This is a genomic window from Brevundimonas sp. GW821-FHT09G01 (assembly GCF_059416065.1).
In genome coordinates this window covers 25,488-39,134 of record NZ_JBWKOL010000007.1, presented here as the reverse complement: position 1 = coordinate 39,134, position 13,647 = coordinate 25,488, and the positions used below count along the sequence as shown (strand labels likewise).

Sequence of the window (13,647 nt, the reverse complement as noted above, 5' to 3'; positions counted from 1 at the left end):
CCGGCGGGCTGGCAGTTAGGCTGACTCAGCCCCATGTTCGGGGTCCACGGCGGGGGAGCCCAGTCCGCATGAACGTGCATTCGCCGATCCGGCCGAACCTTGACGACGACGTCGACCTGTTCCTGACGGTTCGGGCGGCGATGCCCGAATTGGCCCGGGGCCTGTCGGCGGAGGACCTGTCCGCCCAGTCGATGGCCGACTGCAGCCCCGGCAAATGGCATCTGGCGCACACCAGCTGGTTCTTCGAGGCGATGATCCTGGCGCAGACGCCCGGCTACCGGCCCGTCGACGACCGCTGGCAAATCCTGTTCAACAGCTATTACGAGGCGCTGGGCGAGCGGGTGGCGCGGCCCGAGCGCGGGTTGATGACCCGCCCGTCGCTGGACGAGGTGATGGCCTACCGGCGCGAGATCGACCGTCGGATGGTCGACTGGCTGGGGCAGAAGGAGGCCGACGCGCGGTCCCGCTATCTGTTCACCCTGGGCCTGCATCACGACCAGCAGCATCAGGAGCTGTTCCTGATGGATATGCTGAACCTGCTGTCCCATTCGCCCCTGGCGCCCGCCGCCTATGGCAAGGAGCCGCGCTCGGGCCCGGTCGAGCCGTCGCGGGGCGGGGAGACGGTCTTCGCCGGCGGCCTGGTCGAGATCGGCCACGACGACGATGACTTCGCCTTCGACAACGAGGGGCCGCGGCACCGCGTCTGGCTGGAGCCCTATGCGCTGGCCAACGACCTGGTGACCAACGGCGACTGGATACGCTTCATCGATGATGGCGGCTATGCGCGGCCGGAGCTGTGGCTGGCGGACGGCTGGGCCACGGTGAAGGCCGAGGGCTGGACGGCTCCGCTGTACTGGTCGCCGGGCGAGGACGGCTGGTCGATGATGGGGCTGACGGGGCGCAAGGCGGTCGATCCGGCCGCGCCTGTCCGTCATGTCAGCCTGTACGAGGCCGACGCCTTCGCGCGCTGGTCCGGCCGCCGCCTGCCGACCGAGGCGGAGTGGGAACATGCGGTGGAAACCCGTCCGGACCTGCTGTCCAACGCCTTCGGCGAGGTCTGGCAGTGGACGGCGTCCGCCTATTCTCCCTATCCGGGCTTCATGCCGACCGAGGGAACGGCGTCCGAGTACAACGGCAAGTTCATGATCAACCAGGCGGTGCTGCGGGGATCCAGCTTCGCGACGCCGGACGGGCATGCCCGGGTCACCTACCGAAACTTCTTCTATCCGCACCAGCGCTGGGCCTTCGCGGGCCTGCGGCTGGCGTCGGATGCGCGCAACGATGGACCGCGGATGTCGGATGACGAGAACGCGGCCTTCCGCGACGACCTGATCGCGGGCCTGTCGTCCTCGCCGAAACGGACCTCGCCGAAATGGTTCTATGACGGGGCGGGTTCGGACCTGTTCGAAGAGATCACCCGGCTGCCGGAATACTATCCGACGCGGCAGGAGGCGGGCCTGTTGCGCACTGTCGCCCCGGACTGGGCCCCCCGGTTCGGCGCGGGCGCGGTGCTGGTCGAGTTCGGCTCGGGCGCCAGCGAGAAGACCCGCATCGTGCTGGACGCCGCTCCGGAGCTGTCCGCCTATGTGCCCATCGACATCAGCCCCGACGCGCTGGACGCCGCCGCCGACCGCATTCGCGAGGCCTATCCCAAGCTGGAGGTCATTCCGGTGGTCGGCGACTTCCTGGCCCTGGGCGAACTGCCGGCGGGGCTGGGACAGGGGCGCAAGGTCGGCTTCTTCCCGGGATCGACCATCGGCAATCTGACGCCGGATGAGGCCGTGGCCTTCCTGAAGGGCGCGCGGCGCCTGCTGGGGGACGACGCCCTGTTCGTGCTGGGGGTGGATCTGGTCAAGGACCCGGCGACGCTGGTCGCTGCCTATGACGATGCGCAGGGGGTAACCGCCGCCTTCAACCGCAACCTGCTCGTCCGCGCCAATCGCGAACTGGGCGCGGATTTCGACGTCGACGCCTTCGCTCACCGCGCCGTCTGGAACGCCGAGGCCTCGCGCATGGAAATGCACCTGCAGGCGACGCGGCACATGGCGATCCACATCGGCGGGCGGCGCGTCGTCTTCGCCCGCGGCGAGACCGTCCACACCGAGAACTCGCGCAAATTCACTGAAGCCTCGGTGCGCGACATCGCCGCCTCGTCGGGCTGGCGTGTGGCCGAGTTCCGCGAAGGCCCGGCGCCGTCGGTGGCTCTGGCCCTGCTGGAGGCCTGAACCGGCCGCCGGAACGACAAAGGGCGGCGCGTTCGGCGCCGCCCCTGTGAAGATCTATCGGGAGAGACGCCTATTCGGCGTCGGGCGTGCGCGTCGTCCGAGACCCGTGGGACGCTTCGCCCCCCTTGCGGCCGGCCTGGGCGGCGAGGCTGCGGTCTTGGGAGAAGCTGCGTTTTTCGCTGGGCACGCTGGCGCCGCCCTTGCGGGCGATCTCGCGCTGGCGTTCCGGGTCCATCGAGGCGAAGCCCCGCTTGGACACGCCGGAGGCTCGGGTGGGCTGACCTTGAGCCATCTGGAGTTCCTTTCGTGGCGACGGTGGCGGTTGCAAAAAGAACCCCCTGACTCCCGTCCGGTTCCGGCCTTTCGGTCACGGAAATGCGAACGAATCAAAGGGGCTTGCCGATCGGGCCTTCTCCCCGGTCAGGCAAATCGACGCGCGGGGGCGGCGACATCCCGCTGGGGCGCTTCTTCGGGGAGGGCGCCGGGGTCGATATCCGGCTCCGGCGTATCGGGCGGAAGAATCTCCGGTTCCAGGTCCGGCGAGGGGGCGGGCGTCTCGGGCGGCGTGGCCCCAGGATCGATGTCCGGGCTCTCGGGCTCTACATGGGTCATGGCGGTTCCTTTCGCCTGAACCAACGCCGCCGCGCGGGGGCTGTTTCATCACGATGCGTGCGCGGAACCGTCCTCGGGGGCGGCGGATTGAAAAGGCCTGACGCCCTCCTGGAACCGGAGCCCGCCCATGACCGAGACCTATGCCGACGACATCGACGATCCGGAGACGCCATCGTCACGCCTGGACCGCGAGGCGGCGGAGATCCTTGAGCGGGACGAGATGCGCCGGCTGGGCGTCCGGCCGCTGCGGCAGGCCCTGAAGGAAGACGCGCGTCTGGTGAGCGACTGGGGCAGGGCCCGCGCCGGCCGCCTGCGTCACACGGTCGAGGACGAGCCGATCCGCTATTCGCTCTATGCGCTGGGCATCGGCCTGCTGATCGGCCTGCTGGCCGCCCGCTAAGAGGGACCGCTGGCCGGGCGGGCGATCGGCGCGCGCTTCAGGGCTTCGTCCGAGACGAAGGGATTGCTCCGCCGCTCGGCCCCGAAGGTCGAGGAAGAGCCGTGTCCGGGGACGAAGGTCACGTCGTCGCCGAGAGGCCAGAGCTTGGTCACGATGGCGTCCAGCAGGGCGCCGTGATCGCTGCGTGGGAAGTCGGTGCGGCCGATGGAGCCCTGGAACAGCACATCGCCGACCTGGGCGAACCGGGCCTCGCGGTTGAAGAAGACGACATGGCCGGGGGTGTGCCCGGGGCAGTGGTAGACCTCCCACGTCGTCTCGCCGAGCGTCAGCGTGTCGCCGTCGCCCAGCCAGCGGGTCGGGGTGAAGCTGCGCGCATCGGGAATGCCGTACATCAGGCCGTTGGCCGGGATCTGGTCGATCCAGAACTGATCGGCCTCGTGCGGGCCGATGATGTCCAGCCCGGTCTTCTCCTGCATCTCGGCGGCGCCGCCGGCGTGGTCGAGGTGGCCGTGGGTGATCCAGATGGCCTCCAGGGTCAGGCCGTTCTGTCTCACGGCGGCCAGCAGGCCATCGACGGAGGCGCCCGGATCGATGATCGCGGCCTTCTTCGTCTTGCGGCACCAGACGATGGTGCAGTTCTGCTGCAGCGGGGTGACGGGAACGACGCCGACGCCGATCGGGGAGGGGGACTGGCTCATCCGGCACAGATAGCCGCGCCGGGCCTCCACCGAAACCGCCCCGGCTCACGTTGACCTTTGGGGCGGTCATCGACATAAGGGCGGGCTTCAAAGGCGCCGCCTCCAAAGGGCGGCCCTTCTGCTTTATCCCACACCGCGCGCGCCGGCCTCATTGGCGCCGCCACAGAGCGTCAGAACCCCGACCATGCAAGTCGTCGAAAAGTCCTCCGAAGGCCTGAGCCGCGTCATCGCGGTGACCATCCCCGTCGCCGAGCTGAACGAAAAGCTGGACGCGCGCCTGAAGGAAGTCGCGCCGCAGATGAAGCTGAAGGGCTTCCGTCCGGGCAAGGTGCCGCTGGCTCACGTCAAGAAGACGTTCGGCCGCGACCTGATGGGCGAGATCATCAACGACCAGCTGAACAGCTCCAGCCAGAAGGCCCTGGACGACGCCAAGGTGCGTCCGGCCGCTCCGGCCGAGATGAAGCTGACCTCGGACATGGACAAGGTCATCGCCGGTCAGGAAGACCTGGCCTACGAAATGGCCCTGGAAGTCATGCCGGACTTCACCCCGGTCGATCCCAAGACCCTGAAGCTGGCCCGCCCGACCTATGAAGCGTCGGACGCCGATCTGGACGAGGCTCTGACGGAGCTGGCCGGCCAGGCCAAGTCCTACGAGGACAAGAAGGGCAAGACGGTCAAGGCCGCCGACGGCGACCAGCTGACCATCGACTTCCTGGGCAAACTGGACGGCGAGCCCTTCGAAGGCGGCGCCGCCACCGACGCCGACCTGGTGATCGGTTCGAACCGCTTCATCCCGGGCTTCGAAGAGCAGCTGAAGGGCGCCAAGGTCGGCGAAGAGAAGACCATCGAGGTCACCTTCCCCGAGGATTATCAGGCCGCTCACCTGGCCGGTAAGAAGGCCACCTTCGACATCACCGTGAAGGCCATCAAGGCCGAGGCCGAAGCCAAGGTCGACGAAGAGTTCGCTAAGCGCATCGGCCTGGAATCGCTGGACAAGCTCAAGGAGCTGCTGCGCAACAACCTGAACCAGCAGTACACGGCCGCCGCCCGCTTCAAGCTGAAGCGCGCCCTGCTGGACGAGCTGGACAAGGCCCACAGCTTCCCGCTGCCGCCGAAGATGGTGGAAGCCGAGTTCGAGGGCATCTGGCAGCAGGTCGAGGCCGACAAGGCCGCCGGCCGCCTGCCGGAAGAGGACGCCAAGAAGTCCGACAAGAAGCTGAAGGAAGAGTACCAGAAGATCGCCGAGCGCCGCGTGCGCCTGGGTCTGGTGCTCGCCGAGATCGGCCGCGCCAACAACGTGCAGGTCTCGGACCAGGAACTGAACAACGCCATCATGAACGAGGCCCGCAACTATCCGGGCCAGGAGCGTCAGGTGCTGGACTTCTATCGCCAGAACCCGAACGCCGCCGCCCAGATGCGCGCCCCGATCTATGAGGAGAAGGTCTGCGACCTGATCTTCGGAACCGCCGACGTGACCGACACCCCGATCACCAAGGAAGAGCTGCTCAAGGAAGAAGACGAGATCTGATCTCGCCTTTGAGCCGCACCTGATCTCGAAGAGCCGCCGCTGCCGACGCAGCGGCGGCTTTTTTCTTGGGACGCGTGTCGTCCCGGTCCATCATTCCGCGGGATCGCAGGGGTCGCTGGAGGACGGCGAAGCTTTGCAATACAATCGTGTGACGCGGGTCGCGGCCCGGTGTTTGCGCCTGGGGAGTGGGTGATGAGCGTTCTGTTTGCGTCTTTCGCTGTCGCGGGATCCTTGATCCTGCAGGACCCGGCGCCGCCCGCGGCTCCCGTTCCGGCGGCGCAGGTTCCGCCGCCGGCGACTCAGCTGGAAGACGTCGTCGTCCAGCGTCAGCGCCTGGAGCGCGCCATCCGTAATTTCGTCGACGAGGTCGCGGCGCCTTCGCCCGGGCGTGGACCCGCGCGCTGGGATCGCCGGGTGTGCGTCGGCGTCGTCAATGTCCGCAACCCCGCCGCCCAGCACCTGGTCGATCGGGTGTCCCAGGTGGCCATGGATGTCGGGCTCGAGCCCGGCGAGCCAGGTTGCAAGGCGAACGTGGTGATCATCGGCACCTCCGATGGGCCGGCTCTGGCCCAGGCGCTGGTCGACGCCACCCCGCGCGCCTTCCGTCCGAACTGGAGCGGATCGGACCGCGGCGCCGTCGCCCTGGAGAAGTTCGTGGCGTCGGAAGCGCCGGTCCGCTGGTGGCACGTCGCCCTGCCGGTCGATTCCCAGACCGGCGCCCCCGTGGTGCGCATTCCCGGTCAGGACGACGAGCCGCGCATGACGGCGATCTTCGCCTCGTCGCGCCTGCGGACCCAGGTCCAGAACAATCTCGACCGAGTGTTCGTGATCGTCGATTTCGGCCGCGCCGAAGGGCTGAACTTCAACCAGCTCAGCGACTACATCGCCATGGTCGCGCTGGCCCAGATCGATCCGGACGCGGCGACCGGCAGCTTCAACTCGGTGCTGAACCTGTTCGAGCAGCCCGGCGGCGCCGGCATCGACGGCATGACCGACTGGGACCGCAGCTATCTGAGCGCCCTGTATGACGCGGAACTGAACCAGCTGCGGCCCAGCCACCAGGCCAGCTCCGTGTCCAACGCCATGGCCCATGATCGCCGGGCCCAGGCGGCGGCTCCCGCCGAGGACGAGGACAAGGCGGAGTGACGAAGCGTCGTCCCCGCCTTGCGTGAACGCTTCCTCAAGACGATATCCTGTCCAAGAGGGACGGCGGCCGCTGAGTCGCGCCCAAAAGCATCCGAGAAGGCCTGAATGCGCGATCCGATCGAACTGATGAACATGAACCTCGTCCCGATGGTGGTCGAGCAATCCAGCCGGGGCGAGCGCGCCTTCGACATCTTCTCGCGCCTGCTGCGCGAACGGATCATCTTCCTGACCGGTCCCTTCGAGGACGGCATGGCCTCGCTGATCTGCGCCCAGCTGCTGTTCCTGGAATCGGAGAACCCGAAGAAGGAAATCAGCATGTACATCAACAGCCCCGGCGGACAGGTGTCCTCGGCGCTCGCGATCTACGACACCATGCAATACATCCGCTCGCCGGTTTCGACGGTGTGCATGGGCATGGCCGCCTCGGCCGGCTCGCTGATCCTGACCGCCGGCGCCGCCGGCCAGCGCGTGGCCCTGCCGAACGCGCGGGTCATGGTGCACCAGCCTTCGGGCGGTTTCCGCGGCCAGGCCTCGGACATCGAGCTGCACGCGGCCGACATCCGCTACACCAAGAAGCGCCTCAACGAGATCTATGTCGAACACACCGGCCGGACCTATGAGGAAGTCGAGAAGACCCTGGACCGCGACCACTTCATGTCGGCCGAGGAAGCCAAGGCCTGGGGCATCGTGGACCACGTCTACGACCGCCGCGAACAGGCAGACGCCGACGGCGTGAAGACGCCTGGGACCTGATCCGCACGGCGATGCCCGTCTGAGAGACCTGACAACCGCCGGCGCGTCCGGCGGTTGTTTTGTGTCTGTTCGTCTACTAGCGTTCTCTGTCGTCAGCTGGAGGGGGTGGTGATGAGAACGGCTCTTGGCGTGATGTTCGCCCTGTCCATGGGGCTGGCGGCGACGGCGGCCGCCGCGCAAGAGGCGCCGCAGCCCGCGCCCGCGCAGGCCGAGGCGACGGCCCTTGAGGATGTGGTGGTCACAGGGCGGCTGGAGGAACAGGTCCGGCGCTTCACGGAGGGGGCGTCCAATCCGGTTCCGTCGCGTGGTCTGGCCCGCTGGCGCGGACCGGTCTGCATCGGCGTCTATAATTTCCAGCGCGAGGCCGGCCAGCAGATCGCCGACGGCCTGGTCCAGGCGGGCGAAGCCCTGAACGTGCCGATCAAGGACGGCCCCTGCGATCCCAACATCATGATCATCGGCGCTGTCGATTCCCGCGCGGTCGCCGCGCAGTGGGTCCGACAGGAGTATCGGGAGTTCCGGCCCAATATCGCCCGCGCCGCGCTGTCCCGGGAAAAGCTGGAGTATTTCACCACGGCCGACGTGCCTGTTCGCTGGTGGGCGATCAGCCGCCCGGCGTATTTCGACATCTTCACCGGCGGACGCGTCCTCACGAACGGACCAGGAAGGGCGCCGATCCAGATCCGCACCGCCATGAACCGCGACCTGCACACTCGCGATGACCTTCAGCGGCTGATCATCATCCTGGACGCCGACAGGGTGGCCAATGTCAGCGCCGAGAACCTCATCGCCTATCTGACGATGATCAGCTTCACCCAGATCGACATGCAGGCTGAGCTGGGCGACTTCTCGACCATCCTCAACCTGTTCCGGACGGGTCATGTCGCCAGTGGCCTGACGGACTGGGACGAAGCCTATGTCCGGGGCCTCTATGACGTGTCGCGGGACCTGAAGATCGAGCCTGAGCTTCAGTCCGCGCGGATGGTCGAACGGCTCCGCACCGTCGCGAGCGCGGAGTAGCCGGAGAGGGTCTATCCTGTGCTATCACGCCGCCATGCAGACTCGAGACAATAGCGGGACCGTCCAGGTCGACGGCGACACCTATCACTGGGAGCTCCGACGCCAGCCCCGGCCGTTGAACGGCGGCGTCTGGGAAGGCATCGCCGTGACCCTGCGGCTGCAGGACTTCAAGCGCGAGGCCATCGTGCAGTTTCCGCCGCCGCTGCGCCCGAACGGACGCCCGGACACCGAGAAGCAATTCGTGAACACCGACTACGTCCGCAACGCCGTGACGGCGGTGATCGAGGCGGGCTGGGAGCCCACGTCGCGCGGCAAGGCCATGGTCTTCGACGTGGACGGCGAGGGACGCTGATCCTCAGGGGCGACCGGTGAAGACCCGGAAGCCCTTCTCTTCGGCGATGGCGATCATCTCGGTGTCGCCCGAGGTGTCGCCGTAGGCGGCGGTCAGGCGGAGGTCGTCGCCGTAAGCTTCGCGCAGGCGGCGGACTTTCTCCTCGCCCCGGCAATTGGGGGTGTCGAAGGCGCCGGTGACGAGATCCTGTGCATCGAAGGTCAGCAGGGTGCCCAGAAGGGCGTCCGCGCCCAGCCGGCGGGCGAAGGGGGCGACCGTGGTCTCGGGGCTGGCGGTCACGATGACGCGATGCGCGCCCCGCGCGCCCCAGTCGTTCCAGACCTTGAGCGCGTCGGGCCGCATGAAGTCCGCCCAGACCCGCTCGGCGAAACGCTCGGCGTCCGCTTCCAGCGCGGCGCGGGGGACGCCCTTCAGGAACTCCCGGACCGAGGCGGCCTTGATCCGTCCCCGGTCGCGATCACGGGCGTAGGTGGCCACGGCGGGCGCCATCTTCACCAGGCCCAGCGCCCAGGCCCCGGGACCGGCGCGCCAGCGCAGGAAGGCGGTGAAGCTGTCGCGGATCGTCAGAGTGCCGTCGAAATCGAACGCGACGATGGGCACGCCTTTTGCAACGGTGTGGCGAAATCCCTTAAGGGTTCCCATGTCAGACATTCGCCGTGATCCCCATCAACAGTGAACGTCCCAAAACCGGCAATGGCCACGCTTTCGCGGGGTTGTGGCGGGCGCGGGGATGGGTGATTGTCAATTTTTGAAGACCTTTGCGCCCAATGTTCGGGAATCAAACGCGGAGGAAGCGCGTTCCGCCTCATATCGGGGTGAACCGCGGGAGTGAGAAGGGTCTATGACCAAGGCAGCCGGCACCGACGCCAAAAGTACGCTCTACTGCTCGTTCTGCGGCAAGAGCCAGCACGAGGTGCGCAAGCTCATCGCCGGCCCGACCGTGTTCATCTGTGATGAATGCGTCGAGCTGTGCATGGACATCATCCGTGAAGAGCACAAAATCTCGTTCTCCAAGGCCAAGGACGGTGTGCCTTCGCCCAAGGAGATCCGTGAGGTCCTGGACGACTACGTCATCGGCCAGAGCCACGCCAAGAAGGTGCTCTCGGTCGCGGTTCACAACCACTACAAGCGCCTGAACCACGCGACGAAGAACAACGACGTCGAGCTGGCCAAGTCGAACATCATGCTGATCGGGCCGACCGGCTCCGGCAAGACGCTGCTGGCCCAGACGCTGGCGCGCATCATCGACGTGCCGTTCACGATGGCGGACGCCACCACCCTGACCGAAGCCGGTTACGTGGGCGAAGACGTCGAGAACATCATCCTGAAGCTGCTCCAGGCCTCCGACTACAACGTCGAACGGGCCCAGCGCGGCATCGTCTACATCGATGAAATCGACAAGATTTCGCGCAAGTCGGACAACCCGTCGATCACCCGCGACGTGTCGGGCGAAGGCGTGCAGCAGGCCCTGCTGAAGATCATGGAAGGCACCGTCGCCTCCGTGCCCCCGCAGGGCGGCCGCAAGCATCCCCAGCAGGAATTCCTGCAGGTCGACACCGCCAACATCCTGTTCATCGTCGGCGGCGCCTTCGCCGGCCTGGAAAAGGTCATCGCGGCGCGGGGCGAGGGGGCCTCGATCGGCTTCGGCGCCAAGGTCAAGGAAATCGACGAGCGCCGCACGGGCGACATCCTCAAGGGCGTCGAGCCGGACGATCTGATGCGTTTCGGCCTGATCCCCGAGTTCATCGGCCGTCTGCCGGTTCTGGCGACGCTTGAAGACCTGGACGAACCGGCGCTGGTCACCATCCTGACCGAGCCGAAGAACGCCCTGGTCAAGCAGTACAAGCGCCTGTTCGAGATGGAAAACGTCGATCTGACCTTCACCGACGACGCCCTGAACGCCGTCGCCAAGAAGGCCATTACCCGCAAGACCGGCGCGCGCGGCCTGCGCTCGATCCTGGAAGGCATCCTGCTCGAGACCATGTTCGAGCTGCCGACCTTCGAGGGCGTCGAGGAAGTCGTCGTCAACGCCGAGGTCATCGAGGGCAAGGCTCAGCCGCTGCTGATCTACGCCGAGACCAAGGGCAAGAAGAGCGCCCAGCCCGACAGCGCCGCCTAACCGGCGACTTTCGGAGCCCAAGACCAGAGGGGCCGCTCGCCGGATTCGGCGGGCGGCCCTTTTCGTCGGGGCGCCGCGGACGAAAACATGTGATCCCTGCGAAACGGTTGCGGGCCGGCCACAGTCCCTCGCGGTCGATCTTGCGGCCCACAGGCCCGCCGGCGCGGGGAGATCGCGCGTCGGGCCTCGGCGCCGCATGAACCTTGCAGCTTGGCCGCGAATGAACGGTCCCCAGTCGCCTGCAGTGGTCACGCTTGAATGGCGCGTCCGCAAAACCACATACTGTCCCGAAGGCCGCCGAATGGCGGGCCGAGTCGAAACGGCGGGGCACAGCGTCCCGACCGCCGGCGCGGCGGGCTCGAGATCAACAAGGGCCCCGGAGTAGCATCATGACCGAGACCAAGACCCTTCCCGTCCTGCCGCTGAGAGACATCGTCGTCTTCCCGCACATGGTCGTGCCCCTGTTCGTGGGACGCGAGAAATCCGTGCGTGCGCTGGATGAGATCATGAAGGGTGAAAAGCAGATCCTGCTGGCCACCCAGAAGAACAGCGTCGACGACGATCCGTCGGCCGACGCCATCTACCCCATCGGCGTGCTCGCAAATGTCCTGCAACTGCTGAAGCTGCCCGACGGCACCGTGAAGGTGCTGGTCGAGGGCAAGGGCCGGGCGCGCCTGACCCGCTTCACGGACCGCACCGAATATTTCGAGGCCGAGGCGGTGGAGATCGCCGACGAAGCGGGCGAGCCCTCGCAGTCCGAAGCCCTGCTGCGCGCGGTGATCGAGCAGTTCGAAAACTATGTGAAGCTGAACAAGAAGGTGCCGCCCGAGGCCCTCAGCTCCATCCCCCAGATCACCGACCCGTCCAAGCTGGCGGACTCGGTGGCGGCTCACCTGTCGGTCAAGATCGGCGACAAGCAGGGTCTGCTGGAGACCGTCGCCGTGCCGCAACGGCTGGAAAAGGTCTACGGCCTGATGGAGGGCGAAATCTCCGTCCTGCAGGTCGAAAAGAAGATCCGCTCGCGCGTGAAGCGCCAGATGGAGAAGACCCAGCGCGAGTACTATCTGAACGAGCAGATGAAGGCGATCCAGCGCGAGCTGGGCGAGACCGACGACCAGCGCGACGAAATCCTCGAGCTGGAGAAGCGGATCCGCAAGACCCGCCTGTCCAAGGAAGCGCGGACCAAGGCCGAGGCCGAGGTCAAGAAGCTGCGCAACATGAGCCCGATGTCGGCCGAGTCCACGGTGGTGCGGAACTACCTCGACTGGCTGCTGTCGATCCCGTGGGGCAAGGCCAAGCAGAAGCCGATCGACCTGCAGAAGGCCGAGGACATCCTCGAGGAGGATCACTACGGCCTGGAGAAGGTCAAGGAACGGATCATCGAGTATCTGGCCGTCCAGGCGCGCACCGGTTCGCTGCGCGGCCCGATCCTGTGCCTGGTCGGACCTCCCGGCGTCGGCAAGACCTCGCTGGCCAAGTCGATCGCGAAAGCCACCGGTCGTGAGTACGTCCGCATGTCGCTGGGCGGCGTGCGCGACGAGGCTGAAATCCGCGGCCACCGCCGGACCTACATCGGCTCCATGCCCGGTAAGATCATCCAGTCGATGAAAAAGGCAAAGACCACCAACGCCTTCATCCTGCTGGACGAGATCGACAAGCTGGGCGCGGACTGGCGCGGCGACCCCTCGTCGGCCCTGCTGGAGGTGCTGGATCCGGCCCAGAACTCGACCTTCGGGGACCACTACCTCGAGGTCGACTACGACCTGTCCAACATCATGTTCGTGACCACGGCCAACAGCCTGAACATGCCGCAGCCGCTGATGGACCGGATGGAGATCATCCGGGTGTCCGGCTACACCGAGGACGAGAAGGTCGAGATCGCCAAGCGGCACGTCCTGCCCAAGGTGACCGAGGAGAACGGCCTGAAGCCGGCCGAGTTCATCGTGCCGGAAACGACCATCCGCGACCTGATCCGCTACTACACCCGGGAAGCCGGGGTGCGTTCGCTGGAACGGGCCCTGGGCGGGCTGGCCCGCAAGGCCGTGCGCGAAATGGCCCGGGACAAGGCGCTGACCATCACCGTGGATGACGCCAAGCTGGCTGAATACGCGGGCGTTCGGAAGTTCCGCTACGGCGAGACGGACGAGGAGGATCAGGTCGGCATCGTCACCGGCCTGGCCTGGACCGAGTTCGGCGGCGACATCCTGACCATCGAGGCGATCAAGATGCCGGGCCGCGGCCGCATGACCGTGACCGGCAACCTGAAGGAGGTGATGAAGGAGTCGATCTCCGCCGCCGCCTCCTACGTCCGGGCGCGCTCGCTGGCCTTCGGCGTCAAGCCGCCGGTGTTCGAGAAGACCGACATCCACGTGCACGTGCCGGACGGCGCGACGCCCAAGGACGGTCCCTCGGCGGGTGTGGCCATGACCGTGGCCATGGTCTCGGTCCTGACCGGCATCCCGATCCGCAAGGACATCGCCATGACCGGCGAGATCACCCTGCGCGGCCGGGTCACCGCGATCGGCGGCCTGAAGGAGAAGCTGCTGGCGGCCCTCCGCTCGGGCATCAAGACGGTGCTGATCCCGGAAGAGAACGAGAAGGACCTCGCCGACGTGCCCGACAATGTGAAGGGCGCGCTGGAGATCGTCCCGATCAAGACCGCCGACGAGGCGTTGAAGTGGGCCCTGACCGGCACGCTGACGCCTGTGGAGTGGGACGAGAACGCTGAACCCCTGCCGCCGGCCCAGCCGCCGGCCGACGGGGCCGCGGTGGTGGCGCACTGACGCCGCCGACA

At 67.0% G+C, this 13,647-nt stretch carries 13 protein-coding genes; 9 read left to right on the top strand and 4 right to left on the bottom strand.

Annotated elements, in window-relative coordinates; genetic code table 11:
• Positions 1 to 68 precede the first annotated feature (68 nt).
• A complete protein-coding gene (gene egtB, locus AC07NB_RS13530) occupies positions 69 to 2,225 on the top strand; it encodes an ergothioneine biosynthesis protein EgtB (RefSeq protein WP_494571929.1) in 2,157 nt (718 codons plus the stop codon).
• Between the two features lie 70 nt (positions 2,226 to 2,295).
• On the opposite strand, the gene AC07NB_RS13525 is transcribed toward egtB, so the two are convergent.
• Both AC07NB_RS13525 and AC07NB_RS13520 read right to left on the bottom strand, forming a co-directional pair.
• Positions 2,296 to 2,517: a con-10 family general stress protein gene (locus tag AC07NB_RS13525; RefSeq protein WP_291834454.1), complete on the bottom strand. Its 222-nt coding sequence runs from the start codon at positions 2,515 to 2,517 to the stop codon at positions 2,296 to 2,298.
• A gap of 128 nt (positions 2,518 to 2,645) precedes the next feature.
• Entirely contained in the window at positions 2,646 to 2,837 is a 192-nt protein-coding gene (locus AC07NB_RS13520) for a hypothetical protein (RefSeq protein WP_494571928.1), read from the bottom strand.
• Positions 2,838 to 2,964: 127 nt separating this feature from the next.
• Here AC07NB_RS13520 and AC07NB_RS13515 point away from each other — a divergent pair, with 127 nt between their 5' ends.
• Positions 2,965 to 3,237 carry a hypothetical protein gene (locus AC07NB_RS13515; protein WP_494571927.1) on the top strand — a complete coding sequence of 91 codons (273 nt, stop codon included), beginning with the start codon at positions 2,965 to 2,967 and terminating at the stop codon, positions 3,235 to 3,237.
• Here AC07NB_RS13515 and AC07NB_RS13510 read toward each other — a convergent pair.
• Positions 3,234 to 3,935 carry an MBL fold metallo-hydrolase gene (locus AC07NB_RS13510; RefSeq protein ID WP_494571926.1) on the bottom strand — a complete coding sequence of 234 codons (702 nt, stop codon included), beginning with the start codon at positions 3,933 to 3,935 and terminating at the stop codon, positions 3,234 to 3,236. The two genes, AC07NB_RS13515 and AC07NB_RS13510, sit on opposite strands and share 4 nt — an antisense overlap.
• A 184-nt stretch (positions 3,936 to 4,119) precedes the next feature.
• Here AC07NB_RS13510 and tig point away from each other — a divergent pair, with 184 nt between their 5' ends.
• The 5 genes from tig (at position 4,120) to AC07NB_RS13485 (ending at position 8,734) form a co-directional block, all read left to right on the top strand.
• Positions 4,120 to 5,463 carry a trigger factor gene (gene tig / locus AC07NB_RS13505; RefSeq protein WP_291834462.1) on the top strand — a complete coding sequence of 448 codons (1,344 nt, stop codon included), beginning with the start codon at positions 4,120 to 4,122 and terminating at the stop codon, positions 5,461 to 5,463.
• A 192-nt stretch (positions 5,464 to 5,655) separates the two neighbouring features.
• Positions 5,656 to 6,609, top strand: a complete 954-nt coding sequence (locus tag AC07NB_RS13500; RefSeq protein ID WP_494571925.1) for a hypothetical protein — start codon at positions 5,656 to 5,658, stop codon at positions 6,607 to 6,609.
• 105 nt (positions 6,610 to 6,714) lie between these two features.
• Complete coding sequence (locus AC07NB_RS13495) at positions 6,715 to 7,362, top strand: ATP-dependent Clp protease proteolytic subunit (RefSeq protein WP_494571924.1); 648 nt, start codon at positions 6,715 to 6,717, stop codon at positions 7,360 to 7,362.
• 111 nt (positions 7,363 to 7,473) lie between these two features.
• Complete coding sequence (locus tag AC07NB_RS13490) at positions 7,474 to 8,382, top strand: hypothetical protein (protein ID WP_494571923.1); 909 nt, start codon at positions 7,474 to 7,476, stop codon at positions 8,380 to 8,382.
• Between the two features lie 34 nt (positions 8,383 to 8,416).
• A complete protein-coding gene (locus AC07NB_RS13485) occupies positions 8,417 to 8,734 on the top strand; it encodes a hypothetical protein (protein ID WP_492312866.1) in 318 nt (105 codons plus the stop codon).
• A gap of 3 nt (positions 8,735 to 8,737) precedes the next feature.
• On the opposite strand, the gene AC07NB_RS13480 is transcribed toward AC07NB_RS13485, so the two are convergent.
• Positions 8,738 to 9,334: an HAD-IB family hydrolase gene (locus AC07NB_RS13480; protein ID WP_494571922.1), complete on the bottom strand. Its 597-nt coding sequence runs from the start codon at positions 9,332 to 9,334 to the stop codon at positions 8,738 to 8,740.
• 241 nt (positions 9,335 to 9,575) lie between these two features.
• On the opposite strand from AC07NB_RS13480, the gene clpX reads away from it, so the two are divergent.
• Together clpX and lon are read left to right on the top strand one after the other, a co-directional pair.
• Entirely contained in the window at positions 9,576 to 10,853 is a 1,278-nt protein-coding gene (clpX, locus tag AC07NB_RS13475; protein WP_492312868.1) for an ATP-dependent Clp protease ATP-binding subunit ClpX, read from the top strand.
• A gap of 389 nt (positions 10,854 to 11,242) precedes the next feature.
• The gene (gene lon / locus AC07NB_RS13470) at positions 11,243 to 13,636 is read left to right on the top strand and encodes an endopeptidase La (RefSeq protein WP_492312869.1); all 2,394 of its coding nucleotides are present in this window, start codon (positions 11,243 to 11,245) and stop codon (positions 13,634 to 13,636) included.
• The last annotated feature ends 11 nt before the right edge of the window (positions 13,637 to 13,647 follow it).

Coding starts and splice junctions, on each gene's coding strand:
- AC07NB_RS13515 (WP_494571927.1), top strand. CDS start 2,965: ATGACCGAGACCTATGCCGACGACATCGACGATCCGGAGACGCCATCG.
- clpX (WP_492312868.1), top strand. CDS start 9,576: ATGACCAAGGCAGCCGGCACCGACGCCAAAAGTACGCTCTACTGCTCG.
- AC07NB_RS13490 (WP_494571923.1), top strand. CDS start 7,474: ATGAGAACGGCTCTTGGCGTGATGTTCGCCCTGTCCATGGGGCTGGCG.
- egtB (WP_494571929.1), top strand. CDS start 69: ATGAACGTGCATTCGCCGATCCGGCCGAACCTTGACGACGACGTCGAC.
- AC07NB_RS13485 (WP_492312866.1), top strand. CDS start 8,417: ATGCAGACTCGAGACAATAGCGGGACCGTCCAGGTCGACGGCGACACC.
- tig (WP_291834462.1), top strand. CDS start 4,120: ATGCAAGTCGTCGAAAAGTCCTCCGAAGGCCTGAGCCGCGTCATCGCG.
- AC07NB_RS13510 (WP_494571926.1), bottom strand. CDS start 3,935: ATGAGCCAGTCCCCCTCCCCGATCGGCGTCGGCGTCGTTCCCGTCACC.
- AC07NB_RS13525 (WP_291834454.1), bottom strand. CDS start 2,517: ATGGCTCAAGGTCAGCCCACCCGAGCCTCCGGCGTGTCCAAGCGGGGC.
- AC07NB_RS13495 (WP_494571924.1), top strand. CDS start 6,715: ATGCGCGATCCGATCGAACTGATGAACATGAACCTCGTCCCGATGGTG.
- AC07NB_RS13520 (WP_494571928.1), bottom strand. CDS start 2,837: ATGACCCATGTAGAGCCCGAGAGCCCGGACATCGATCCTGGGGCCACG.
- AC07NB_RS13500 (WP_494571925.1), top strand. CDS start 5,656: ATGAGCGTTCTGTTTGCGTCTTTCGCTGTCGCGGGATCCTTGATCCTG.
- lon (WP_492312869.1), top strand. CDS start 11,243: ATGACCGAGACCAAGACCCTTCCCGTCCTGCCGCTGAGAGACATCGTC.